The organism is Chitinophaga sp. 30R24, from assembly GCF_049056765.1.
Taxonomy (GTDB): Bacteria; Bacteroidota; Bacteroidia; order Chitinophagales; family Chitinophagaceae; genus Chitinophaga.
Window position 1 is genome coordinate 406,291 of the sequence record NZ_JBJGXX010000001.1, and the last position, 25,049, is coordinate 431,339.

Here is a 25,049-nt window from a genome sequence, read left to right on the forward strand (position 1 = left end):
ATCAACTAGTTAAATTACCCACTGCAAGCTACTTTACAGTCGCCCACTGCCATTTCCATCACAAATACGCCCGTTTGTTTTGAAATCAAAAATACCCGGATTATATTTGTCTACTAATTCTATAGGCTATATGATTATATTTTTTACACCCCGATGTTGAGGCACGGCATAGTTCCACTTCCCCTTATCATTTTATCATTCCAGAATCTATAATGTTAATATCACTATGCAAAAGTTCTTACCTATACTGGCGAAATACCTTTTCGTAATATTGGTATTCAGTCCCGTGCTTGTACAAGCACAGCTCAATGGTGCTTATGTAATACAAGGCAAGATTACCGACGACCATGGCGCCCCTCTTAAAGGCGCCTCTGTACAGATCAAGGGTACTTCCTTCGGTACACAAACAGATACCACCGGCCGTTTTGAAGTAGCCACCAATGCCAAATTCCCATTAAAACTGGTTATCCGCCTCATTGGTTATCAACCCCAGGAATTTGAAGTGAAAAACAGCAGCAGTAAACTGGCGATCCAGTTGTATACACAATCCCTGCTGGTAAATGAAGTGGTAGTATCGGCTTCCCGCCAGCAGGAGAAATTGCTCCGCTCCCCGGTAGCCATCGAAAAGCTCGACATCCGGGCGCTAAAGGAAACCCCTTCCTCTACCTTTTACGATGCCATTGGTAACCTGAAAGGCGTACAAATGACCACAGCCGGCCTTACTTTTAAAGTATTCAACACCCGTGGTTTCAACGTGCCTAATAACTTCCGCTTTATGCAGTTGGTAGATGGCGTAGATAACCAGGCCGCTACCCTTGGCGTACCGTTAGGTAACGCCATCGGCCCTACGGAGCTGGATATCTCCAGCGTGGAAGTAACGCCAGGCGCCTCTTCCGCCCTATATGGAATGAATGCGATCAATGGCATGTCGAATCTTCTCACCAAAAACCCCTTCCAGTACCAAGGCGTGAGCTTCTATCAAAAAGTAGCGGTAAACCACATTGGAGACGATGGCGGCGCTAAATTATTAACGGAAACGGCAGTACGCTATGCACAATCCTATTCTTCCTGGTTTGCCTGGAAAGTAAACCTGAGCTATATGCAGGGTACCGACTGGTATGCCGATAATCATACCGACTTTAACCCACAGCCTAAAGCCAATCCAGATTTTCCACAGCTGAGCGGTCCTAACAACATCGCCAACGATGCCTGGAATAAATATGGGGATAACTCCAACCTCCAGATCATCGATAAAGATGGCCGTGCCTATAACGTACACCGTACCGGCTACTGGGAAAAAGACCTGGTGGGCGATTTCACTGTTAAAAATAAGAAAGCAGATTTCTCTTTTAACTTCCGCTTACCACACAAAATAGAACTGTCTGCCGCCTACCGTTATGGTGAAATGGATGGTTTCTTTCAACGCGGTAACCGTATCGGCCTCAGAGGCGTTACCGTACAAAATGCCAAATTAGAATTGGTACACCCCGATTTTACCGTTAGGTCTTATATCTCTATCGAAAATACCGGAGACTCTTATAACATGAACCCTTTGGCGGATAATCTTGAAAAATCCTTCAAGCCAGATAAACAATGGCAAACAGATTATACCAAAGGCCTCAACGACGCCCTCACTGCCGGTAAAGACCTGGTAGCTGCCCACCAGGCTGCACGCGCCTATGCCGACAATGGTAGATGGACACCCGGCACACCTGCTTTCGATGCACAGGTAGCAAAAATAAAAAGCATCAACGACTGGGATATATACCCTACTTCAAAAAATCCTGACAACACCAGTGGTGGCGCCGCTTTGCTCCAGAAAAGCCGTTTCTATCATACCGAAGGCACCTGGAACCTGCGTAAATACATCCACTTTGCAGACGTGTTGGTAGGTGCTGATTATCGCACTTACGAAATTATTCCCGACGGCAACAACTTCGTTGACTTCTCCCTCCCAGCAGATAAACGCAACCAACCCGGTGGAAAACCCATTTGGTACGGTAAAGCAGGCGGTTTCGCACAGATCAGTAAAACATTCTTCAATGATGCCCTAAAACTAACCGGCTCCCTGCGTTACGATAAGAATGAACAATTCAGCGGTAAAGCGAATCCACGTATAGCCGCTGTGTATAGTATCAAAGACAAACATAACTTCCGGGTTTCCTGGCAAAATGGCTTCCGCTTCCCATCCCTGTTTGAAGCTTACTCCTTTGTAAACAACGGACAGGTAAGACGCGTAGGCGGTTTGGCCTTCATAGAACAAGGTCTTGGATACTTTAAGAACTCCTTCCTGACCAGTACTGTAGATGCGTTTGGCACGGCTGTAAACAAAACCATCAATGCGGAACACGTTAGTAAAGATGTAGCGGCAGCTAAGAATGCCGGTATCCTCAAAGTAGCCAACCTCGATCCTATTGTACCAGAACAGATCAATGCACTTGAGGCAGGCTATAAAGCAATACTACTGGATAATAAACTCTTTATTGACCTGGATGGCTACTATAGCTCTTACAAACACTTCATCGGTCAGATCGAAACCGTGGTGCCTAAAACCGGTAATGTTAATGCTCCCGACCAAAACGTATTAAACCAAATGCTGGATAAGTCGCTGCAAGACCGGTACCGTGTATGGACCAACAGTAAATCTACCGTAAGCAACTACGGCCTGGCACTGGCAGTTACCTACGACCTGTATAAAGGCTACACGGTAAGCGGTAATGCCAATTATAACAAGCTGGTACAAGATAAAACCAAAGACGATGCGCTGGTACCAGGCTTCAATACGCCTGACTGGTTTACCAATGTAAGTGTAGGTAACCGCAACGTATATAAAAATATTGGTTTCAACGTAGTTTGGCACTGGCAGAACACCTTCTACTGGCAGAACCTCTTCGGTAATGGTGATGTACCTTCATATAGCACAGTAGATGCGCAGGTTACTTACCGGGTGCCTAAGATCAATACTTCCTTTAAGCTGGGCGCTTCTAATATCCTGAATACCCCTTATTTCCAATATGTAGGAGGTCCAACTATCCGCGGATTGTATTACCTCTCTGTAACATATGATAACGTATTTCACCGGGGCAGTAAATAACCCGGCTAAAAAGAGGAATATAACGCTGATAGATTTTAGCGGCCAGTTATAAAAAAGCAGCGGAGAATGGAAGGTATCACCCTTCTGTTCTCCGCTGCTTCTATTAAAAAATAACAGCTAAATGTTATTGATTGATCTGAGAGCTATCACCGTTAGATCTTGATCTCTCCAACCATTTGTGCAGGTACTACCCACTCATCGAATTCAGCAGGCGTTACATAACCCAGCTTCACTGCCATTTCTTTAAGGGTGGTACCTTCTTTATGTGCTTTCTGTGCAATCTCTGCAGCCTTGTAGTAACCAATTTTGGTATTCAGGGCAGTAACCAGCATCAGGGAATTTTCCACATGTTTGTTGATATTAGCTTCAATTGGTTCAATACCTTCTGCACATTTATCATTAAAGCTTACACAACCATCACCGATCAGGCGGGCAGAATGGAGGAAATTGAAGATCATTACGGGTTTGAACACATTTAATTCAAAATGCCCGTTAGATCCGCCAATGCTTATCGCCACATCATTACCCATTACCTGGGCTGCAATCATGGTGAGCGCTTCACACTGAGTAGGGTTTACCTTACCTGGCATAATAGAAGAACCCGGCTCGTTGTCTGGAATATGGATCTCACCGATACCTGCGCGTGGGCCAGAGCTCAGCATACGCACATCGTTAGCAATCTTCATCAGGCTTACAGCTACTGTTTTCAGTGCGCCATGGGCTTCTACAATTGCGTCGTGGGCTGCCAGTGCTTCAAATTTATTTTCAGCGGTAATAAACGGCAGTCCGGTTAACAGGGCTATATTCTTTGCCACATTTTCCGAATACCCTTTAGGTGTATTAATACCTGTACCTACAGCAGTACCGCCCAGAGCCAGTTCACTCAGGTGCGCCAGCGAATTGTCAATGGCTTTTAAACCGTGGTTCAGCTGTGCTACGTAGCCGCTGATTTCCTGGCCAAGGGTGAGCGGGGTAGCATCCATAAAATGGGTGCGGCCAATTTTTACCACATTTTTATAGGCTTCCGCCTTCTGTTGCAATGTATCGCGCAGCTTTTTAATACCGGGAATGGTTACTTCCTGGAGCATCTTATAGGCTGCAATATGCATGGCTGTAGGGAAAGTATCGTTAGAAGACTGTGATTTGTTCACATCATCGTTCGGATGAACGAACTTTTCTTTGTCGGTCAACTGTCCACCATGAATAACATGCGCACGGTAAGCTACTACTTCATTTACATTCATATTAGACTGGGTGCCGGAACCTGTTTGCCATACTACCAGTGGAAACTGATCATCCAGTTTACCTGCCAGGATTTCGTCGCATACCTGACCAATCAGATCACTTTTTTCCTTGGGCAATACCCCTGCTTCCAGGTTAGTGATCGCAGCGGCTTTCTTCAGGTAAGCGAATGCCTTAATAATTTCCTTCGGCATTTTATTGATATCCTGGGCAATCTTGAAATTTTCAATGGAGCGCTGTGTTTGAGCGCCATAATAGGCATTTACAGGCACTTTCACCTCTCCCATTGTGTCTTTCTCTATTCTGAATTCCATGATTTGAACTTTTAAGGCTACAAAAGTACAGTTTTACGGATAGGGCAACAAGCTATTCTCCCGTAAAATTCGGTGGTCTTTTTTGTAGAAAAGCAGTTGCGCCTTCCTGCAAGTCTTTGGTTTCGAAGCAGGCCCCGAATTCCTGCGTTTCCAGTTCAAAGCCATCCTGGTCTTTATCCAGTGCTGCATTTGCACATTTAATAATACGGGTTACCGCCAGGGGAGCTTTTGTTTGTATTTTTTGTAGAATAGCGATTGCTTTAGGCAGCAATTCTTCGGGTTGTACTACATGGTTCACTAATCCCCAGGCCAGGGCTTCGTCGGCACTAATCATGTCGCCGGTAAGCATCAGTTCCAGCGCTCTGCCCTTGCCTACTAATTGTGTAAGCCGTTGGGTGCCGCCATATCCGGGAATAAGCCCCAAACCCACTTCCGGCTGACCAAAACGGGCCTTATTGCTCGCCAACCGGAAATGGCAAGCCATCGCCAACTCACATCCACCACCCAGGGCAAAACCATTCACAGCAGCAATAATCGGCTTATGGCTGGTTTCTATACGCTGAAAAATCACATGTCCTTTTTTAGCCAGCTCCTCTCCCTGCTTAGGAGATAAAGTGAGAAACTCACTGATATCCGCTCCTGCCACAAATGCCTTTTCACCAGCGCCCGTAATGATGGCGGCTTTAATGTTATTGCGACCATGCACATCATCTATCGCTAATGCCAACTCTGCCAATACCTGGTGATTGAGCGCATTCATTTTATCCGGACGATTAATGGTAATGATCAGGATATTATTCTCAAGTTGCGTGTTAATCGTTTGAAACATGAGCTGAAGTTTAGTTACCAATATTAAGCAATATTCAATAACCTAACTAATCAGCCTGGTGAAGCCGCTACTAGTCAGATTGGTAAACAAACAAGTTATTAGGCTGCTCATAGCGGGCAGCTAATAACTAATAATTCACCTCTAACTCCGCCTTTCCGTTCTTCATTTTCATGTAATGTCTTTTCTTCTTTACTTTAAAGTAGTTTACTCCATTAAAGTTATATCCCAACGTAACGAATATCAGGTTAGCTTCCGTTGTTTTGTAAGGATATACCGTGTTGCCTTTATCTGTTGTTTTAAACTCCTTGTTGAAAAAGTTTTGCGGATAATATTGCACTTTCAGCCCGAAACCAGGATTTACACGGAACCCGGCAAATATTGACGGCATCAGCAGGGGAGTGCGGTCACTGAACCATTCATTGAATTTATGCACCTTGTCACCGTTTACAAATACTTTCTCCTTGTAGTTGATCGCCATATCAATTTCACCCCCGGCAAAGAAAAAATAGCTGCCATTAGTAACATCCCCCAGTTTGAAACCCAGCGGGATACCAATTGTGTATACACGTTGTTTCAGTTTCAGGGAATCGTATGGTTTGGAAATTAAACCGATATTTTTAAGATTGATACCAGTAAAGAATCCCAGATTCTTGCTTACATCCTTATTAAAGTTGGTACCGAGATTAAAAAAGAGCGTAAAACGCGGGATATTCCGCAGGTGCTCTCCATTTTCTTTCATAGAAGCGAAAGACAATAGCGCCACTTCTCCACCTTCAGTAACGTATACTTCTTCCCGGTGCTTGGGGTATTTACCAAAAATGATAGAAAAATTATAAGAAGTAGTATCAGCAGAGGGTGCAGGGGCGGTGTCTCTTTTCTCCTGGGCAAATACACTACAGCAACACAGCAACAGTAACAGGGAAAGCAGGCATAACTTATTTTTAATCATACGGGTGTGTGGTTTTTAGATTTGGTGGATTATTTTCACCTAAAGACGACCCGGAGAAAAAAATGTTACGGCGATCCTGATAACTTTTTTAAAAATTCCTGTGGGTGGCTACCCAGCCGGTGATATATTCAGCAATATCTTTAGTATTGGTGCCAGGGGGAAAGAGTTTCCCTACCCCCATTTCCTGCAGTGTTTCCATATCGGCGTCGGGAATGATGCCCCCGCCAGTAAGCAACACATCATTCATCCCCTTTTCTTTCATCTGGGCTATAACCTTAGGAAAAACCGTCATATGGGCGCCAGAGAGGATGCTGATCCCGATGGCATCCACGTCTTCCTGCAGGGCAGCATTCACCACCATTTCGGGAGTTTGCCGCAAACCGGTGTAAATCACCTCCATACCGGCATCTCTTAGGGCGGCCGCAATAACTTTGGCGCCACGGTCGTGGCCATCCAGACCTACTTTAGCCACTAATACACGAACAGGGCGGTTTAACGGGTTTACCATACCTTTCAAATAATTGTGAAACGTAAATATAACGATTAGCCGCTAGCTTTCTGCTTTTGGGGCGCGAAAGCTAAAAGCTGGCCGCTAATAGAAAAGCTAAGCGCTATTTTATTACATTTGCAGACCAAGATAAAAATCAATATGAGCGAAGAAAGGTCTCTCAATTTTATAGAACAAATTGTAGAAGCAGATATAGCTGATGGCGTAAATGACGGCCGGGTACTAACCCGTTTCCCGCCAGAACCTAATGGCTATTTACATATAGGTCACGCTAAATCCATTGTCCTGAACTTTGGATTGGCTAAAAAATACAATGGCAAAACCAATCTCCGCTTTGATGATACCAACCCGGTAACAGAAGACACAGAATATGTGGACTCCATTAAAGAAGATATCCGCTGGCTGGGATTTGAGTGGGAAAAAGAGTTATATGCTTCCGACTATTTTGAACAGATGTATGCATTTGCTGTACAACTGATCAACAAAGGATTGGCCTATGTAGAAGATGCTACTGCGGAAGAAATAGCTGCCAGTAAAGGTACGCCAACCACTCCCGGCACTCCTACACCTGCCCGGAGCCGTTCTGTTGCCGAAAACCTCGACCTTTTTGAGCGCATGCGCAAAGGAGAATTCAAAGATGGAGAAAAAACCCTCCGCGCCAAAATAGACCTGGCATCTCCCAATATGCATATGCGTGACCCGCTGATGTACCGCATTAAACATGCCCATCATCACCGTACCGGCAACAAATGGTGCATATACCCTATGTACGATTTTGCCCATGGCCAGAGTGATAGCATCGAAGCCATCACCCATTCCATCTGTACGCTCGAGTTCATTCCTCACCGCCCACTGTACGACTGGTTTATCAAAGAACTGGAAATATTCCCTAGTCATCAGTACGAATTTGCCCGTTTAAACATTACCTATACGGTCATGAGCAAGCGCAAATTAAAGCTCCTGGTAGAGGAAGGTTTTGTAAGCGGGTGGGACGATCCCCGCATGCCTACTATCAGTGGCCTGCGCCGCAGAGGCTATACACCGGCCAGTATCCGCATGCTGTGTGAAAGAGTTGGCGTTCAGAAACGCGATCATATCATTGAACTGGGCCTGCTGGAATTCTGTATCCGCGAAGAACTGAACAGAACCGCTAACCGTGTAATGGCCGTTCTGGACCCTGTTAAACTCGTGATCACCAACTATCCGGAAGGACAGGTCGAAGAAATGACTGCCGACAATAACCCGGAAGATCCAAACGCGGGCTCCCGTACCTTGCATTTCAGCAATACCCTGTATATAGAGCGGGAAGACTTCATGGAAAATCCGCCAAAAAAATTCTTCCGCCTGGGCCCCGGACTTCTGGTACGTTTGAAGAATGCCTATATCATTAAAGGAGAACATGTGGAAAAAGATGCAGATGGCAATATCACCACCATCTACGCCACTTACCTTCCGGAAAGTAAGAGTGGCGGCGACCAAAGCGGCCTAACCGTTAAGGGTACCATTCACTGGGTAAGCGCTGCCCATGCCGCTACCGCCGAAGTACGCATCTACGACCGCTTATTCACTTCAGAGAATCCCAATGCAGAAGAAGGCGATTTTAAATCCTTCATCAACCCAGACTCTTTACAGGTAATTAAAGAAGCCTATGTAGAACCAGGCTTACTGCAAGCTAAACCCGGAGAGCGTTTCCAATTCCTGCGCAAAGGATATTTTACAGTAGATCCAGACAGCACACCAGAAAAAGTAGTGTTTAACAGGACCGTTACCCTGAAGGATACCTGGGCCAAAGAAAGCGCCAAAGGCAAATAACGTCTATCAACATATATTAAAAAGCCGGACCATCAAGTTGTCCGGCTTTTTTAATATAGTTATACAAGCTAAAAATGAAAGAAACCGTCTCCCGAGTAGGAAGACGGTTTCCATATGTTATTGAACTTGTAACAATACTATTTAAATGCAGCCAATCCTTTTGCAATTCTGGCTTGTGTTTCGGCGATGCCGAGGGTAGCTACGATATCAAATACCGGAGGGCCAAATTTACCACCGGTAAGCATGATACGGAAAGGCAACTGTACATCTCCCATTTTCAGGTTCCGCTCTGTGGCAAGGGCTTTAAAAGCAGTTTCCAGTTCAGCGGCGTTAGCAGTGCTGAGCGTTCCCAGCTGAGCAGACCAGGCTTCAAAGAAAGCCTCTTTGTCGGCATTCCATTTGGGTTTTACCGCAGCCTCATCATAGCCTTCCGGTTGCTGGAAAAAGAAGAAGCCATGATCCCATATTTCGTTCACAAAGTAGCAACGTTCTTTTACGAGGCCTGCTACCATAGCTACATAAGCAGGGTAAGCGTCGATCCCTTTTTCCTGTAATACGGGTTGGAAAAGAACCGCCAGGCTTTCGTTGTCTTTATGATGGATATACTGATGATTAAACCATTTCGCTTTTTCAAAATCGAATTTAGCACCGGCTTTATGAACCCTGTCCATCGAGAATTTCTCAATGAGCTGCTCCATAGAAAATATTTCCTGCTCACTACCATCGTTCCAACCTAACATAGCCAGCATGTTGACGAATGCCTCCGGCAGGAAACCTCTTTCACGGAAACCTTTGGTAAGGTCGCCGGTGTTAGGATCTGCCCAGTTCATAGCATATACCGGGAAGCCTAAACGATCGCCATCACGTTTGCTGAGCTTACCGTTACCATCTGGCTTGAGGATGAGTGGCAGGTGGGCCCATTGCGGCATATGTGCTTCCCAGCCCAGGTATTTCCAGAGCAGGAGATGAACAGGCGCAGAGGGCAGCCATTCTTCACCCCTGAAAGCATGGGTAATCTTCATCAGGTAATCGTCTACTACCACCGCTAAGTGATAAGTAGGCATACCGTCGGCCTTCAGCAAAACTTTATCATCTACCAAAGAAGTCTGAAAAGTAACTTCTCCTCTTACCATATCTACAAAAGAAAGGTCTTCATTGGCAGGCATATTAATACGGATCACATGTGGCGTATTTTTCACCAGCAGTTCCTGTACTTCTTCATCGGAGAGGGTAAAGGAATTGCGCATTTGCTTCCTCAACTCATGATTGTATTGCGGAGAGGGATTTTCCGGGCTTCTCAGCCGCTGACGCATATTATCCAGTTCTTCTGTGGTGTCAAACGCATAATAAGCATGACCGGATTTTACCAGTTGCTCTGCATACTGCCGGTACAAAGCTTTACGCTCGCTCTGCCGGTAAGGTGCGAATGGGCCTCCCAGCTCAGGACTTTCATCCGGATTTAAACCGCACCAACGCAAACATTCATTAATATATTCTTCTGCCCCTGGCACATAGCGGGTTTGATCTGTATCTTCAATACGCAGTACAAATTCACCTTTATGCTGTTTCGCAAACAAATAGTTGAACAATACAGTGCGCACACCTCCCAGGTGTAGGCCGCCCGTTGGACTGGGCGCAAAGCGCACTCTTACTTTTTTGTGTTCCATAGGCAGCAAAGATAAGGATTTAGCCTTTAGTTAACGGAGCTACCCGGGCAGATTAATTTTCTTTAATGTCGTAGCACGCATAGTCACATTAAGTATATTGCGGGTGAAAGCATCTGCACCATATGTTCTATCTTACCAAAACACCCGGCATCCTAAAAGCCCTGTATAAGAGTTGCATCTGGAATTTATCGCCTGTGGGCAATAAAGTGTATCTCACTTTCGACGACGGCCCCCATCCACAGGCTACTCCGTTTGTGCTGGAGCAATTGGCTAAATACAATGCCAAGGCTACTTTCTTTTGTATCGGTAAAAATGTAGTAGCATATCCTGCCATCTACCAGCAGATACTGGAAGCAGGACATAGCATTGGTAATCATACCCACAACCATCTCAATGGCTGGAAAACCGGTACAGAAAAATATATTGAAAATGTGCTGGAAGCGGCTAAATATATTTCATCTCCTTTATTCCGGCCTCCCTATGGCAGGATTACACCTTTCCAGATCCGTCAGATCAAGAAAAAGATACCTGGCGCGAAAATTATTATGTGGGATATCCTGAGCGGAGATTTTGATACGCTGATTAACGGGGAAGCCTGTGTGCAGAATGTTGTTTTTAAATTACAACCTGGCGCTATTGTCGTTTTTCACGATAGCACAAAAGCCTGGGAGCGGCTGGAATATGCTTTACCGCGGGTATTGGAGTTTTGCAAAAAACAAAAGTTTGAAGTAACTGCTATCGTATAAACATCCGGAAATTTTACCCCTGGGTAAAATTTCCGGATCACTGTTATCAGGGATTTAATTGTTTTGCTTTACCACCTATGGTAATCGTAATAGGATCATCACACTTGCCGTTTCCATAATCGATTACACCAGTTATCCTGTTCACTGTTACCTTCAGCTTTCCCTGGCTGGGACGTGGGCAGATCCACTGTTTAACAATAGGAGTCTGTGTTTCAAAGCTGGCAGTAACGTCGGGGATTAAACCACCTTTTTCATAAGACAGTGTTTCAGTACCGGTTACACTATACACATCATCTGCTGCATTGGCGGGCGTTTCGCCACCAGCCGTTTGTTTAACGGTTCTTTTGCTGATATAATTTACCACGAGGGTATCAGCCAGCTTTACTTTACCATTCACAACCTCAGCAGTATAAGCTACGCCAGCAGTAGCAGACCAGGTAGCGTTTGTGATGATATATTTTCCTTCTACAGGAATACCATTGCGTTTAAAATTGCTGGGCTCTACGGTAACTGTAGAAGCAGCATTGAACAACGGACCGCTGAATGTTACATTCAACACACCGCTTCTGTACACCCCAAACCTGTCGAGGCAAGATGTGCCAAAATCTATTACCACCCTTTTAGGCCATTTGTTATCTGTAGCATCCAAAAGCTCCGTAGAAGGACAGGATACAGGGTCTTTTGCAAGGTCGTTAGGCACGTTTCCTACCCGGGCAGCTTTATCGAGCCCCTGTGAAACGGCTTCTGTAGATACTGTTTCGTACAAGTCGGCATACATGCTGCTTACAACCGTTTGATGCTGCGCTGCTGCGAAAGCACTGTTATCAGGCAGATTGTTAACAACATCATCTTTCGTGACATCTTTTTTGCAGGCGAAGAAAACAGAGACAACGGCCACACTTGCAATGGTCCAAGCCAACACGCGGTTTGTACTGAAATAGCTTTTCATAGTTAAGGTTTTTTAGCAATTAGGTTTTTCGGTCTTTACCTTTGTATAACGTCCAAAATATTAAAATAATTACAAATTTAAAAAAATAAAATTAACATGCGCTGGATAGACACCCACACCCATTTATATTCAGAAGAATTTGAAGCCGACCGGGACGAGATGGTAACAAGAGCCATCGCAGCGGGCGTGGATCAACTGTTGCTGCCCAACATAGATGAAAACACCATCGAAAACATGCTGGCGCTGGAAGCCAAATACCCCGAAAACATGTTTGCCATGATGGGCATACACCCTTGTTATGTAACCGCTCAGGTAAGCACCCAACTGGACCTGGTAAAAAAATGGTTACAACAGCGCCCGTTTAAAGCCATCGGAGAAATAGGACTGGATTTTTACTGGGATAAATCCTTACTCACCCAACAATACCAAGCATTCCGGGAACAGTTGCAGTTGGCGAGAGAATACGGGCTGCCTGTATCCATCCACAGCAGGGAGGCCACACGGGAAAGTATCGACGAAGTAAAAGCATTACAGGATGGACGTTTAAGTGGTGTATTTCACTGCTTTTCCGGCACATTGGAGGAAGCCAGAGAAATCATAGACCTCGGCTTTTATCTGGGCATAGGCGGTGTAGTAACCTTCAAGAAATCCGGACTGGACAAACTACTGGAAGAAATAGACCTGGCGCATATTGTATTGGAAACAGATGCACCCTACCTGGCACCGGTACCATACAGGGGCAAACGTAATGAAAGTGCCTACCTTCCGCTGGCAGGAGAAAAGGTAGCAGATATAAAAAATCTAAAAATTGAAGAAGTAGCAGCCATTACAAGCAGCAATGCCCGGAAATTATTTAAAATGCTCTAACTGTTTAGTGAATACCTTTGTAGGCAATGGCTACGAGCACAATGAGTAAAATACTGATAATTTACACGGGCGGAACAGTGGGTATGATCTATGACGATAAAACCAAAGCACTACGTCCAATAGGATTCAATGAGATAAGGAACAATTTACCGGAGCTTTACCGGATGGGCATTGATTTTTATGTATATGCATTTAATCCGCCTATAGATTCATCAGATATGCAGCCGGAGATATGGGTGGAACTGGCCAGTATCATTGAAGACAGGTATGACCGCTACGATGGTTTTGTGATCCTGCACGGCTCCGATACCATGGCTTTCACAGCTTCCGCCCTGAGCTTTATGCTCGAAAACCTGTCGAAACCGGTTATCCTTACCGGCTCCCAACTTCCCATCGGAAAAATACGTACAGATGCCAAGGAAAACATCATTACGGCCATGGAAATTGCCTGCAGCCGACACACCGGCACCACCGTATCCATGGTACCAGAGGTATGCATCTACTTCGACTTTTCCCTGTTCAGGGGCAACCGCTCCAAAAAGTACAATGCAGAGAAGTTTGAAGCCTTCTATACAATGAACTATCCGCAATTGGCAGAAGCTGGCATCGATATTAAGTTCAAACATCAGTTCATACTACCTGCACCTGCACAACCGTTGAAAGTGCATAAAGAACTGGAAACAAATATCACTGTACTTAAATTATTCCCCGGCATTACCCGTAGAGCTGTAGAAGCTACGCTGAGCGTGCCTGGCCTGAAAGGAGTGATCATGGAAACCTTTGGTAGCGGTAATACAAACACCCAGCCCTGGTTTATAGAAAGCATCAAAAAGGTGATCGATAAAGGCGCTATTGTGGTAGACATCACCCAATGCGACGGCGGCTCCGTAGAATTAGGAAAATATGAAACTAGCCAACACCTGGTGGAAATAGGCGTAGTAAGCGGGCATGATATGACCTTTGAAGCAGCCGTCACGAAACTCATGTTTGTATTGGGTCAAGGAGTATCTATAGCAGCAGCGAAAAAACTCATAGAAACCCCACTAAGAGGGGAGCTTACACCTATTGAAATATACTAACCTCTATACATAAGCGAAAAAAACGGGAAGTATGAAAATACCTCCCGTTTTTTTTATCTTGAATATTTGCGGTAAATTTAGAGAACACCAAAAATCACCCCCCTGATTCTCATCACCACAAAATTCATCTCGCTATGACAGTTGCTTTATCGCAGAAATTTATTGCAGAATGCTTTGGGACTTTTGTATTGGTATTTATGGGCACTGGCGCAGCAGTAATAGCCGGAGCGCATGTTGGATTCCTGGGTATTGCTTTTGCATTTGGATTGTCAGTAGTCGCCATGGCCTATGCAGTAGGCCATATTTCCGGTTGTCATCTGAACCCTGCTATTACGATCTCCTTATGGTCTACCGGTAAAATATCCGCCAAAGACACCGGTGCCTATATTGTAGCCCAGATATTAGGAGCTATCATAGCTTCTGCCTTGCTTTACTTTATTGCACAAGGGAACCCCGATTATAGCCTGGCCGCCAATGGGCTGGGAGCCGATGGTGTAGAAGATGGCTCGCCGGACCATTACTCACTGATCAGCGGCCTGGTAGCAGAAATTGTGTTCACTGCCCTTTTTCTGGTAGTAGTACATGGCAGTACCAGCAAAAACAACGCTAACGGCAAATTCGCGGGCCTGGCCATTGGCCTCAGCCTCACCCTCATCCACATTGTAGGTATCCCCATTACCGGTGTATCCGTAAACCCCGCCCGCAGCATTGGCCCGGCTATTTTCGTAGGCGGAGAGGCGCTGTCCCATCTTTGGGTGTTTATTGTAGGTCCCATTGTAGGTGGTCTTTTAGGCGGGGGCATCTGGAAATTATACGATAAAAATTAAGTTTTTCTTTGAAATACAAACTAAAGGATTATCTTTGCAACCCTGAATTGGAAAATCAACCCTTCCGCTAAATTCAGCAAAAGATAATCATGGAGAAGTGCAGGAGTGGTTGAACTGGCACGCCTGGAAAGTGTGTATAGGTGAAAGCCTATCAAGGGTTCGAATCCCTTCTTCTCCGCAAGCTTTAAAGCTCTGGTAACGAAAGTTATCAGGGCTTTTTTGTTTTAAAGAGATTAATATTCTTTTATCTGCTATAGGTAAGGATTTTAACAGCCCCAGCTCTGGCCAGCTAATAGAGAAATGCCGGATCAACATAGATCCTTCATTTTAAAAACAATCATCAAAGAAAAGCGGGCTGGCAAAGACAAAACTGTACCAGCCCGTTTTCCGGCTATGCAGGCCATGGATTCTGATAAGTGGAATTATTTAGCTTCACTTCCCGGGAAGACAAAGTAAGTTGAATTTGCAGCGGTTGTTCATTAGAAGCGTTGAACGATTCTTTGTATGCTACACAATAGGCATCTGTAAATTTTAATTCTTTCAACCTGGACATAGCATCCCGCCGGAAAAAAGTAATGCTGCCATTTTTAGTTTGTGTATTGGAGATCATCCAGTCGAACAAACTGGTTTCCCCCGCAGATTCGATCAGCAGGTGAATAGTGCCCCCTTGAGGACGGGCCGCGGGCTTACCATTATGATCTGTGTTTTGGGTAAATGAAAAACTGCATTCGAGGATATTCATTTCTTCTCCATCGATGTTGAGAACGGCTTTAAAAGACATGGTTAATTGGTTAACAAAGCCCATTGCAAGGCGCAAGAGACGTCAAAAATATGGTTACAGCATGAAAATACACCTTTCTGCCTATATGCAGAAAATTTGCAGCCATTTTTCTGTACGGCTATGCCATACGGTTAAGATTTTGAAGCTATCTATAATAGATACTTAAATAAGATCAAATGCCTGGGCAAAACTGGTGAGATCATAACTGGATTGGGCGCCTATTTTTGCCTTAATATTCCGGCGATGGGTAACGGCCGTTTTTTCTGAGATGCTGGTTTGTTGGGCAATTTCCGCCGCGCTGCATCCCAGGGCCATGAGACGGAGGATTTCCTTTTCCCGTTTCGTAAGGGAGGTGAAGATATGCTGGTTCCTCCGCAGAAAGTTATTTTCTTCCAGCAGGCGATTTACTTTACTGGTAACATGACATAACGGATCGATAGGGGTAGCACAGGTAATAATATGAGTAGGGCGACCGGCGCCATCGCGCACAAATACACGGGAGGTACCCAGATGCCATAGCCAATTGCGGGAAGTAGCGGTTTTTACCTGTTGAAAAAAGGTAACCACCATATTAGCCTCCGGCGGAGCATCCAACATGGCAATAACCTTGGGCAGATAATCTACTACGTCGTGTGGATTAAAGAAAGTTTCATAATAACGGGAGCCCAGCTCACGGAGTGCTTCCGGCGTAACTCCCAGGTAGCTACATCCCCGCGGCGACATATACTCCACATAATTCTTCAACACATTCATCACTATAACAACTACCGGAAGCTCTTCTTCCAACGCCCTTAAAGCGTTCAGCTTTTCGTCGAGGCCGGACCCTGTATTATTAAATTCAGTGTGCTCAATCATGTACCTGAAATAAATCTTGTATAGGAATGCTCTTCTGTGTGATGGTTGATACTATTAGATGCTCTGGAAAACAAAGGTAGGTAAAAATAAGGAAGGGTCCCATTTCCGGAGAAGAGACCCTTTTTTGGGGATAGAAAATACAGTGACTGATAAAATCAGGCGGATGACTTTTTATATAGAAAAAAATTTAGACGTCAATCGTTACTGCAAATATAGGTGAAAGCACAAGGTAATCAAATACCTAAATGTGGGTATTTTTTTGCTTCCTATTTTACTTTCTAAAAATATTCAACAACTTCGTGTACCTCTTACACAACGCGGCTCTCACGCCATTCATGCAATCGAAATCCAGGTGTAAATCATCCTAAAATAGTCAAGCAATTTGACGAAGTAAATCCGCATAAAATACTATAACTTTAACGAATAAACGAACACAATTGTTGGCAATTTTATTCATATGATTATCTGACCCAACTAGCGGTATTCCCTACCGGTACCCTGAGCAGATACCCGGTACCAGTACTTCCTACAACTATCGTTTTATAGCCGATCCAGACTTTTCTGTAGCAAGGCTTACGGTAAATACGTACCTTTGCAGCTCCATGCAAAATTCAACTTACTTAAAGCCCAATTGCTACGTAAATGATGCCGCTTTCGACTGGTTGTATCCGGAAAAGATACAGCAACTTTCAAGACGGCACTGGACACCGCTGAGCATCGCCAAAACAGCTGCCCGTTTTCTTGCCCATCAACCAGGGAAAAAGGTCCTGGACATTGGCAGCGGTGTAGGTAAATTTTGCCTGGTGGGCGCCCGCTTCTTCCCGGAATCCACATTTTATGGAATAGAACAACGTCTGGAGCTGCACAAATATGCCCTGGAAGCTAAAGCAGCTACCCAGGCACATAACGCCTGCTTTATGCATGGAAACTTTACCCAGATAGATCTGTCCGGGTTTGATGGGTTTTATTTCTATAATGCTTTCTTTGAAAACCTCACAGACGAAGATCACATAGACAACCAGGTGGAATTTGCTACTTCTATATACAATTACTACTGCCGGTACTTATTCCGGGAGCTGGAAAAAACCGCAAGCGGCACCCGGCTGGTTACCTTCCACAGCCTGGAAGATGAAGTGCCTCCGTGTTTTCAGATAGTGGATGCTTCAGCCGACCTGATGCTGAAAATGTGGATCAGAAGATAGGCTATCCCTTGCCTTCAGGCGCTGATAGCCAACTTCTTACCAATAAGCTCCAGCAAACCGGCTGCAGAGAAAGTTTCTTGCAAATACAAGTCGATAAACGCATAGCTTACTTCCCGCGAAGGTGTTACCAGGTATATAGCCGCCACCGGCACATCTGCATCCACTCCGGATACACGGCCCCAGATCGGATCAGATTCTCTATAAATGCCCACCTTCCGGGCAATGCGGTGCTGCGCATCATATACTACATCAAAGGGCAATGCTTCCGGATGAACGCGGGCAAAATGCTGCTTATCTTCACTAGACAATACCAACAAACGCGCTCCAGCCCCTTCTATGGCCGCATAACTGTTCTTTAGCTGCTCCAGCAAGCGATCGCCATAGGCATTCCAATGCCAAGAATAAAAAGCGATCACCAACGGCCGCTCCGTTAAAGTGTTTAAAGAAGCACCCTGCTTGAGCTGCGGAAATAATGGCCCACCAGTGATCACCTGCGATTCCTCGATAAAAAACTCAGGAAAGAAACTATCCGCCACTATTGGATTGATCTTCTCTCTATTAGTAACCGGACTAGGAAAATTTTCTGGTATAGGACTGGTCAGGAAGTCGGCATATCTGTATAATGTTGACATAATTAAACTTTTTTAATGGTTGCAAAAAAGCCAATGTTATAGGTTGGTAAATACTTTGTTGTCTGATAAAGCAAATATAGAGAGATTTTATCAATTACCCTACTAAATTTATAGACTAATAGAATCTGGTATAAATCGCATTCATACTAAAACCCCAAGGGCAGCTCTCTGGTTAAACAATAAATCCGTATCCCCGTTATTGTTGATATGCAATGCAGTATCATTTCATATAATTAAAATAACTAGTATATCTTATGCTACTGAAACACTCATTACCAATCAGTCAGATCTTTTTCTACACCTGGAAGGTAGACCTTATGCTGCTGGGATGCTGTACAGTAGTATATTTCCTCGACACTTACTGGTTAAAGGCGCAGGTAGCCGTTCCCCTGGCCCTAACCAGTGTATTGGGTACTTCCCTCGCTTTTTTTATCGGCTTTACCAACAGCCAGGCCTATGACCGCTGGTGGGAAGCCCGTAAAATATGGGGCTCACTGGTAAATGATTCCCGGTCGTGGGCCCGCAGTATGCTTTATTATAATACCACTACCGATCCGGTGCTGATAGCATTGGTCCGCCATATGATATACCGCCACCTGGCATTTATCTACGCCCTTAAAACTTCCCTACGCAAACGGCCCGACGATTATTATACCCGCTACCTTACCCAGGAGGAAATCATAGACGCGCAAAAAGAAAGCAATATCCCTAACGCCATCCTCACCATGCAAACCCGCGACCTGCAATTGCTCCGCGATGCCGGCACTATAGACGGATTCCGTTTCCTCGAGCTAAACCAGCTCATAGTAAAGCATTGCGACAGCATGGGCCAGTCGGAGCGAATCAAGAACACCGTATTTCCTACCAGTTATGTATTTTTTACCCAGATGTTCATCTGGATTTATGTAATTATGAACACGCTTACGTCGGTAGAATCCATTGGCGCCTGGTCCATTCCCTTCGGCTGGATGTTTGGATTTATATTCCATACCTCCCACTTGAATGGCATCACCCTCATGAACCCCTTTCATTTTCAGCCCATGGCCATCCCGCTGGATCACATCTCCCGTAACATAGAAATCAATGTTATTGAAATGCTGGGCGACGAACCCGTGCCCACACCGGTACAACCCCGGATGGATGGATTATATATCATGTAACAGCAACGCCGTAAGTACGCACTACTATTCATTATTTCCTTATTTTTACACTATGACGTATGACCAATTATGTAATCTATATGCCCAGTCTGTAACACTCAAAATACTCCGGGCACGTAGCGCGCCAATGATGCTGTCATTTTTTCATTACACCTTCAAGGAAAAAAACCATACTACCATTCCCAATGTGGAACTGGTAACCCGCTTGTCTGACTACCTGGGCGTTACCGGTTACCGGGCAACAGACGACGAAATTGATGCAGGCAGCCTCCTGGACAACGACGATGAAAAAGCCCGGAAATATATCGAGCAATGGAGCAATAAAGGTTTCCTACGTAAATACCCCGACGACGATGGCGTAGATATACATGAGCTAAGCAGCGATATGGAAAAAGTGATGCACTGGGTATCCACGCTCCAAAAACGTGAGTTTGTGGGCACAGAAAGCCGTTTCAAAGATATCTTCTCTAAGCTCAAAGAGCTGATAGACCAAAGCAATAAAGATCCCAAACAAAGGATACAGGAACTGGAAAGAAAGAAATTTGAAATTGAACAGGAAATAAAAGCGATCACGCTCACGGGAAAAGTACAGGTATTTGATGATACCCAGATCAAAGAACGCTTTTACGATGTAAACCGGATGTCGCGCGAGCTGCTAAGCGATTTCAAGGAAGTAGAACAGAATTTTGAACAGATTACCCAGGAAATATACCGTAAGCAAAGTGAAAGGGATATCGCCAAAGGCGCCCTGCTAGCCTATACCCTGGATGCCTTCGAAGCCCTGCGGCAAAAAGACCAGGGAAAAAGTTTCTATTCCTTCTGGCAGTTCCTGATGGATGAAAATAAACAGGATGAAATGCGGGAGCTCATAGAAAAACTCTACGAGCTACTGGAAGAACGGAACATTGAACACAAAAACGACCGCTTCCTGAAAAAGCTCAAACAATTCCTCCATGCTTCCGGAAAAAAAGTAATTGACGCCAATAAAAAACTAAGCGATAAATTAAGCCGCGTACTCAGTGAAACTAATCTCACCGACCGCCGCAAAGCCATGGAGCTCATCAACGAAATCAGGCAAATGGCCTTCCAAACTCTCGATGCCCCGCCTGGTGAAGAATTTTTTATCACCCTTGAAAGCGATCCGGAACTGGATCTGCTGGACCGCTGGGACATGGCCGACGAGAAAAAACCGAACGTACAGGTGGAATTCCCTGAAGGCATCGGCGGTTCCGACTTCTCCGATACCGATCTCAACGCATTATTTAACCACTTCAATATAGACCGCGCATTGCTCGAAAACCGCATTACTGCCCAACTGGAAAATAAAAAACAGGTAAGCCTGAAAGAGCTGGTGGAAGTATATGGCGCCGAAAAAGGCCTCACAGAACTGATCACCTATTTCTCTATCGCCAGCCAGTCTTCCCACCACATTATCCTGGAAACCCCAGACCCGGTAATGCTGGGCAACCGCACTATCAATATGCCCATGGTGCTGTTCACTAATGCTCAAAACTAAATTATGGCCGAGAAAAATATATCCCCCTTTGCACACGTGTTCCTGAAACTGATGCAGGGACCCATATACGAAGAAGACAAATCTTATTGGAAAGACCTGCTGGGATGGCAAACAGAGCTCAGCAAATACCTACAGCAAACAGGATTGCAACTGGTCATCAGCGAGTCCGACGGATTTGCCCGCATCGTACAACCAGAAACAGACGACAGTAGCAGCGACAAACCACTACCCCGGCTGATGCGCAAAACAAGGCTTACCTACGAAGCCACCCTGCTTTGCATTGTACTACGGGAAGCACTAGACGAATTTGACCTGAAAGGCAATGGTACCCGCCTTTTCCTAACCCAAAAAGAGATCAAGGAAAGGCTCGCCCTCTTCTTCAAAGAACGGCACAATAAATCCAAATTGCTCAAAGATCTCAATAAACCTATCAATAGCCTGCTCAACGTAGGCATACTGAAAACTACCCGGGAAGACGCTACCAACAAGGAACTGCATCAATACGAGGTAAAAAGGATCATCAAAGCATTGGTGAATAACGAAAAACTGGAAGAAATAAAATCAAAATTAAAACTGCATGTCCACCCTGTTCAATAGCGACTCAAAAGAAAGTGGATTCCGGTTGCAATATTTTGAAATATACAACTGGGGTACCTTTCACAACAAAATATATCGCATCAATACCAACGGTAATACTTCTTTGCTCACCGGCGCCAACGGAAGCGGAAAAACTACCCTGATAGATGCCCTCCTTACCCTGCTGGTACCAGCCGGCAAAAGGTTCTACAACCAATCGTCCGGTACAGAACAACGCCGCGACAGGGGAGAAGAATCCTATTTCTGGGGATACTACGGTAAAACATTCTCTGAAGAGTCCCAACAATCCAAAACAGACCAGCTCCGGCACAAGGAAACCAATCCTTACTCCGTATTACTGGCGTACTTCTACAACGCTGCTACTATGCACCAGATCACTTTGGTGCAAGTAAGATGGTATGCCGGCGAAATGAAACGCCAATACATTGTATCACCCCATAAACTCAATATCAACGACCACTTCGGCAATGGTAAGTTTGATTTGAAAGGTGACTGGAAAAAGAAGCTACGCGTAGAATTTCCAAAAACAGAAATTACCGATAGCTTCAAGGAGTACGCAGCCTTATTCAGTAACATCTTCGGCCTGAGAAGTGAAAAAGCCTTGTCGCTCTTTAACCAAACCGTGGGCATCAAAGTATTGGGCGATCTCAATACCTTTATCCGCGGTCAAATGCTGGAAGAAACAGACAGCGAAAACGAATTTCTGAAATTGCGTGAAAACTACGATAGCCTGCTCACCAGCCATCGCGCCATACAGAAAGATGAAACCCAGCTGAAAATGCTGGAACCTATCATCGAAAATCGCAGCTCCTGGCTGGCGATACAGGAAAAAAACCGGGAACTGCAGTCCCTACAAGATACCCTGCCAACCTGGTTCAACAAACAGGAAAAAGATATCCTGGAAAAAGAACTGCATGCCCTGCAACAAGAACAGGAAGTTACTGCCAGCACCCTGATTGCTGTTAACGAGCAATTAAAATCGCTGCAGCTCCGCAAAGATGAGCTGATTGCGCAAAAAGCCAACAACAGCGTAGATGAACAACTCCGCTCCATCGAAAAAACCATTCACTACGAACAAAAATCGCTGGAAGCAAAACGCAATAAAATGGACGAGTATAACAAACTCGCCGAACGCCTGCAACTCACGGGTACACCCGATGAACAACAGTTCCATGAAAACATTGCCCAGGCAGAAAAACAACTGGGCAACCTCGATAAACAACTGGATTCCTTACAGGAAGAAATCTTCCATCACAAAAGTAGCCTGACTGCCGAAAGAACCCAGGCCACCAAACTGGAAGAAGAAATAGATTCCTTCCTCAACCGGAAAAATAATATTCCCTACGAACTGATACGCATCCGGCAACAATTAACTGATATGCTGGATATTGCAGAAGATGACCTTCCTTTTGCCGGAGAGCTGATCAAGGTAAAAGATAAAGAAGGCCACTGGGAAAATGCCATCGAAAAAGTGCTCCACAACTTTGCACTACGCCTGCTGGTACCCGAAGGGTATATCACGGATATCAACCGTTATATCAACGAAAACAACCTACAAACGCGGCTGGTATACCATAAGGTCGAAAACCGCTCCTATACCATGCTCCGCATGCCTACCGAACAGGAAAGCCTGTTGCAGAAGATAGACCTCAAGCCAGGTACGGAGTTTAAGGAATGGCTGATGGAACAACTGCTGGACCAGTTCGATTATACCTGTACCGACGACATGAAGGTATTTAACCAGGCCAGGAAAGCAGTTACTTCTAATGGACTAACGCGGCAGGCTACACGTCACGAAAAAGACGACCGTCCCAACCGCTCCCAAAAGAACAACTACGTACTGGGCTGGAATAATAAGAATAAACTCCGCCTGTTGAAAGAAGAACAGGACGAATGCAATGCCAACATTGCACTGCTGCAACATAGCATTGCCCAGTTGGAAACTGCCCGCAAAGGCATTGCCGGTAATCATTCCTTCCTCAGCGCTTTCCTGTCTTTGCGCAACTATGCAGAGATCAGCTGGCAATTACATGCCGAAGTCATTGAATCCTTCTCCAGGGAAAAGACCCTGTTACTGCAAACCAGCGATAAGTACCAGGTGATCTGCGAACAGCTCGATGACGCCGCTGCCCTGATTGCAGCCAAAGAGCAGGAGAAAGAAAGAATCTTGCAGGAGAAAGGCCGTTTAGACGATAAAGCCGGCGAAAAGCTACGCTATGTTAAACAACTACGGGTGAATATACTGGACGACAACGCGCAGCAACGCGCTATAGAATACCTATCGGACCTGGCCATCACCGAAACAGCCGAAACAGCGGTACAACTGGCTGCCCATCGTAAAAAAGCAGATGAAAGCCTGAAAACCTCCCTCAATGAAGCCATCCGGCAATCCGCCGATAAGGAAGCAGAAATTACCCGCCAACTGGCTGCTTTTGTAATGCCTCCAAAAGCTATTCACGATACGTTCCCAGATTGGTTAGGCGACGTTACAGACCTCCAGCCACACGTAAAATACCTGGATGAATTCACCTCCCTGTACGAACGAATCAAATACCAGCGACTGATTGAACATAAGGAACGCTTCCGTAAATATATGGACACCAGTATGCTCAATGCGATCACTAACTATCGTGCATGGATATACGGACAGGAAGACCTTATCCGTGAAGTGATGGAAGACCTGAACGAACCTTTACGCAACATCACCTTCAATAAAAACCCAGATACCTACCTGCAATTGGAATGCCGCCACGTACGCGACATAGAAATCCGGAACTTCAAAGAAAAACTCAGCAACGCAGTACCGGACTCCTATAAATACCATATGGAGAAAGATAATGCCTATGGCGATCAACTGTTCGAAAACATCAAATTACTGATCGATGAATTACAACAGAATGAAGCTTGGCGGCGCAAGGTAACAGATGTACGCAATTGGTTGGACTTCGGCGCGAAAGAATTCTACCTTGCAGACAACCGCGCCTTCAAATATTACGAAGATACCGCCAGCCTCTCCGGCGGAGAGAAAGCCCAGTTCACCTACACCATTCTGGGAGCAGCCATTGCCTACCAGTTCGGCATCAACGAGGCTAACCGGCAACACCGCAGCCTGCGCTTTATTACAGTAGATGAAGCATTCAGTAAACTGGACCCTGAAAAAAGCCATTACCTCATGGAATATTGCGGCCAGCTAAACCTGCAGTTACTGGTAGTAACGCCACTGGATAAACTGAATATCGCTGAACCATATATCCATGCCTGCCACTTTGTAGCCAATAAAAATAAACGCGATTCTGTAGTATATAACTTTACAATGGAAGAATACCGCGACAGAAAGAAGGAATTTGAGTCGATGGCAGTGATGTCTTAAGGAAGGAAGTTGATCTGGTAAAAATATAAACGTCCTGCACAATGTGGCAGGAC

General features: G+C 45.2%; 20 protein-coding genes and 1 tRNA gene. 12 read left to right on the forward strand and 9 right to left on the reverse strand.

Going from position 1 to position 25,049, the window contains the following annotated elements:
- The first annotated feature begins 226 nt into the window (after nt 1–226).
- Nucleotides 227–3,094, forward strand: a complete 2,868-nt coding sequence (locus ACDQ55_RS01685) for a TonB-dependent receptor (protein ID WP_420979300.1) — start codon at nt 227–229, stop codon at nt 3,092–3,094.
- Nucleotides 3,095–3,246: 152 nt separating this feature from the next.
- On the opposite strand, the gene fumC is transcribed toward ACDQ55_RS01685, so the two are convergent.
- The 4 genes from fumC to ACDQ55_RS01705 form a co-directional block, all read right to left on the reverse strand.
- A complete protein-coding gene (gene fumC, locus ACDQ55_RS01690) occupies nt 3,247–4,650 on the reverse strand; it encodes a class II fumarate hydratase (RefSeq protein WP_420979301.1) in 1,404 nt (467 codons plus the stop codon).
- Nucleotides 4,651–4,702: 52 nt separating this feature from the next.
- Nucleotides 4,703–5,479: an enoyl-CoA hydratase/isomerase family protein gene (locus ACDQ55_RS01695; RefSeq protein WP_420979302.1), complete on the reverse strand. Its 777-nt coding sequence runs from the start codon at nt 5,477–5,479 to the stop codon at nt 4,703–4,705.
- A gap of 127 nt (nt 5,480–5,606) precedes the next feature.
- Nucleotides 5,607–6,428 (reverse strand): hypothetical protein, encoded by an 822-nt coding sequence (locus ACDQ55_RS01700; RefSeq protein WP_420979304.1) that lies wholly within the window; start codon nt 6,426–6,428, stop codon nt 5,607–5,609.
- 88 nt (nt 6,429–6,516) lie between these two features.
- On the reverse strand, nt 6,517–6,936 hold the full coding sequence (locus ACDQ55_RS01705) for a cobalamin B12-binding domain-containing protein (RefSeq protein WP_420979305.1): 420 nt from the start codon (nt 6,934–6,936) through the stop codon (nt 6,517–6,519).
- Nucleotides 6,937–7,077: 141 nt separating this feature from the next.
- Between ACDQ55_RS01705 and ACDQ55_RS01710 the strand changes: the two genes are divergently transcribed.
- A complete protein-coding gene (locus ACDQ55_RS01710; RefSeq protein WP_420979306.1) occupies nt 7,078–8,748 on the forward strand; it encodes a glutamine--tRNA ligase/YqeY domain fusion protein in 1,671 nt (556 codons plus the stop codon).
- Nucleotides 8,749–8,885: 137 nt separating this feature from the next.
- Here the strand turns inward: ACDQ55_RS01710 and gltX are convergent, their stop codons facing one another.
- Nucleotides 8,886–10,415 (reverse strand): glutamate--tRNA ligase, encoded by a 1,530-nt coding sequence (gene gltX, locus ACDQ55_RS01715; RefSeq protein WP_420979307.1) that lies wholly within the window; start codon nt 10,413–10,415, stop codon nt 8,886–8,888.
- 122 nt (nt 10,416–10,537) lie between these two features.
- Here gltX and ACDQ55_RS01720 point away from each other — a divergent pair, with 122 nt between their 5' ends.
- Nucleotides 10,538–11,161: a polysaccharide deacetylase family protein gene (locus ACDQ55_RS01720; RefSeq protein WP_420979308.1), complete on the forward strand. Its 624-nt coding sequence runs from the start codon at nt 10,538–10,540 to the stop codon at nt 11,159–11,161.
- Between the two features lie 46 nt (nt 11,162–11,207).
- Here ACDQ55_RS01720 and ACDQ55_RS01725 read toward each other — a convergent pair whose 3' ends face one another.
- Nucleotides 11,208–12,110, reverse strand: a complete 903-nt coding sequence (locus ACDQ55_RS01725; protein ID WP_420979309.1) for a hypothetical protein — start codon at nt 12,108–12,110, stop codon at nt 11,208–11,210.
- A gap of 96 nt (nt 12,111–12,206) precedes the next feature.
- Between ACDQ55_RS01725 and ACDQ55_RS01730 the strand changes: the two genes are divergently transcribed.
- From ACDQ55_RS01730 to ACDQ55_RS01745, 4 genes are all read left to right on the forward strand, one after another.
- Entirely contained in the window at nt 12,207–12,977 is a 771-nt protein-coding gene (locus tag ACDQ55_RS01730; protein ID WP_420979310.1) for a TatD family hydrolase, read from the forward strand.
- Nucleotides 12,978–13,003: 26 nt separating this feature from the next.
- Nucleotides 13,004–14,056 (forward strand): asparaginase, encoded by a 1,053-nt coding sequence (locus ACDQ55_RS01735; protein WP_420979311.1) that lies wholly within the window; start codon nt 13,004–13,006, stop codon nt 14,054–14,056.
- A 134-nt stretch (nt 14,057–14,190) separates the two neighbouring features.
- A complete protein-coding gene (gene aqpZ, locus ACDQ55_RS01740; RefSeq protein WP_420979312.1) occupies nt 14,191–14,883 on the forward strand; it encodes an aquaporin Z in 693 nt (230 codons plus the stop codon).
- A 91-nt stretch (nt 14,884–14,974) separates the two neighbouring features.
- A tRNA-Ser gene (locus ACDQ55_RS01745) sits at nt 14,975–15,061 on the forward strand.
- Between the two features lie 213 nt (nt 15,062–15,274).
- On the opposite strand, the gene tssD is transcribed toward ACDQ55_RS01745, so the two are convergent.
- Together tssD and ACDQ55_RS01755 are read right to left on the reverse strand one after the other, a co-directional pair.
- Nucleotides 15,275–15,664, reverse strand: a complete 390-nt coding sequence (tssD, locus tag ACDQ55_RS01750) for a type VI secretion system tube protein TssD (protein WP_420979313.1) — start codon at nt 15,662–15,664, stop codon at nt 15,275–15,277.
- A 162-nt stretch (nt 15,665–15,826) separates the two neighbouring features.
- Complete coding sequence (locus ACDQ55_RS01755; protein ID WP_420979314.1) at nt 15,827–16,519, reverse strand: response regulator transcription factor; 693 nt, start codon at nt 16,517–16,519, stop codon at nt 15,827–15,829.
- A gap of 602 nt (nt 16,520–17,121) precedes the next feature.
- Between ACDQ55_RS01755 and ACDQ55_RS01760 the strand changes: the two genes are divergently transcribed.
- Complete coding sequence (locus tag ACDQ55_RS01760; protein WP_420979315.1) at nt 17,122–17,721, forward strand: methyltransferase domain-containing protein; 600 nt, start codon at nt 17,122–17,124, stop codon at nt 17,719–17,721.
- 14 nt (nt 17,722–17,735) lie between these two features.
- On the opposite strand, the gene ACDQ55_RS01765 is transcribed toward ACDQ55_RS01760, so the two are convergent.
- Nucleotides 17,736–18,353: a redoxin domain-containing protein gene (locus ACDQ55_RS01765; protein WP_420979316.1), complete on the reverse strand. Its 618-nt coding sequence runs from the start codon at nt 18,351–18,353 to the stop codon at nt 17,736–17,738.
- A gap of 254 nt (nt 18,354–18,607) precedes the next feature.
- Here ACDQ55_RS01765 and ACDQ55_RS01770 point away from each other — a divergent pair, with 254 nt between their 5' ends.
- The 4 genes from ACDQ55_RS01770 to ACDQ55_RS01785 are packed head-to-tail and all read left to right on the forward strand — an operon-like array spanning nt 18,608 to nt 24,996.
- Complete coding sequence (locus ACDQ55_RS01770; protein WP_420979317.1) at nt 18,608–19,513, forward strand: bestrophin family protein; 906 nt, start codon at nt 18,608–18,610, stop codon at nt 19,511–19,513.
- Nucleotides 19,514–19,565: 52 nt separating this feature from the next.
- Nucleotides 19,566–21,029, forward strand: coding sequence for a DUF3375 domain-containing protein (locus ACDQ55_RS01775; protein WP_420979318.1), 1,464 nt, complete (start codon nt 19,566–19,568; stop codon nt 21,027–21,029).
- 3 nt (nt 21,030–21,032) lie between these two features.
- The gene (locus ACDQ55_RS01780) at nt 21,033–21,626 is read left to right on the forward strand and encodes a DUF4194 domain-containing protein (protein WP_420979319.1); all 594 of its coding nucleotides are present in this window, start codon (nt 21,033–21,035) and stop codon (nt 21,624–21,626) included.
- Nucleotides 21,607–24,996, forward strand: a complete 3,390-nt coding sequence (locus ACDQ55_RS01785; RefSeq protein ID WP_420979320.1) for an ATP-binding protein — start codon at nt 21,607–21,609, stop codon at nt 24,994–24,996. The genes ACDQ55_RS01780 and ACDQ55_RS01785 overlap by 20 nt, the downstream gene beginning before the upstream one ends.
- The last annotated feature ends 53 nt before the right edge of the window (nt 24,997–25,049 follow it).

Bases quoted from the DNA above. Each gene is read 5' to 3' on its own strand.
- ACDQ55_RS01765 (WP_420979316.1), bottom strand. From the start codon at position 18,353: ATGTCAACATTATACAGATATGCCGACTTCCTGACCAGTCCTATACCA.
- ACDQ55_RS01755 (WP_420979314.1), bottom strand. From the start codon at position 16,519: ATGATTGAGCACACTGAATTTAATAATACAGGGTCCGGCCTCGACGAA.
- ACDQ55_RS01770 (WP_420979317.1), top strand. From the start codon at position 18,608: ATGCTACTGAAACACTCATTACCAATCAGTCAGATCTTTTTCTACACC.
- ACDQ55_RS01695 (WP_420979302.1), bottom strand. From the start codon at position 5,479: ATGTTTCAAACGATTAACACGCAACTTGAGAATAATATCCTGATCATT.
- ACDQ55_RS01710 (WP_420979306.1), top strand. From the start codon at position 7,078: ATGAGCGAAGAAAGGTCTCTCAATTTTATAGAACAAATTGTAGAAGCA.
- ACDQ55_RS01700 (WP_420979304.1), bottom strand. From the start codon at position 6,428: ATGATTAAAAATAAGTTATGCCTGCTTTCCCTGTTACTGTTGCTGTGT.
- ACDQ55_RS01775 (WP_420979318.1), top strand. From the start codon at position 19,566: ATGACGTATGACCAATTATGTAATCTATATGCCCAGTCTGTAACACTC.
- ACDQ55_RS01720 (WP_420979308.1), top strand. From the start codon at position 10,538: ATGTTCTATCTTACCAAAACACCCGGCATCCTAAAAGCCCTGTATAAG.
- ACDQ55_RS01785 (WP_420979320.1), top strand. From the start codon at position 21,607: ATGTCCACCCTGTTCAATAGCGACTCAAAAGAAAGTGGATTCCGGTTG.
- ACDQ55_RS01760 (WP_420979315.1), top strand. From the start codon at position 17,122: ATGCAAAATTCAACTTACTTAAAGCCCAATTGCTACGTAAATGATGCC.
- fumC (WP_420979301.1), bottom strand. From the start codon at position 4,650: ATGGAATTCAGAATAGAGAAAGACACAATGGGAGAGGTGAAAGTGCCT.
- ACDQ55_RS01730 (WP_420979310.1), top strand. From the start codon at position 12,207: ATGCGCTGGATAGACACCCACACCCATTTATATTCAGAAGAATTTGAA.
- ACDQ55_RS01780 (WP_420979319.1), top strand. From the start codon at position 21,033: ATGGCCGAGAAAAATATATCCCCCTTTGCACACGTGTTCCTGAAACTG.
- ACDQ55_RS01705 (WP_420979305.1), bottom strand. From the start codon at position 6,936: ATGGTAAACCCGTTAAACCGCCCTGTTCGTGTATTAGTGGCTAAAGTA.
- tssD (WP_420979313.1), bottom strand. From the start codon at position 15,664: ATGTCTTTTAAAGCCGTTCTCAACATCGATGGAGAAGAAATGAATATC.
- ACDQ55_RS01735 (WP_420979311.1), top strand. From the start codon at position 13,004: ATGGCTACGAGCACAATGAGTAAAATACTGATAATTTACACGGGCGGA.
- ACDQ55_RS01685 (WP_420979300.1), top strand. From the start codon at position 227: ATGCAAAAGTTCTTACCTATACTGGCGAAATACCTTTTCGTAATATTG.
- aqpZ (WP_420979312.1), top strand. From the start codon at position 14,191: ATGACAGTTGCTTTATCGCAGAAATTTATTGCAGAATGCTTTGGGACT.
- gltX (WP_420979307.1), bottom strand. From the start codon at position 10,415: ATGGAACACAAAAAAGTAAGAGTGCGCTTTGCGCCCAGTCCAACGGGC.
- ACDQ55_RS01725 (WP_420979309.1), bottom strand. From the start codon at position 12,110: ATGAAAAGCTATTTCAGTACAAACCGCGTGTTGGCTTGGACCATTGCA.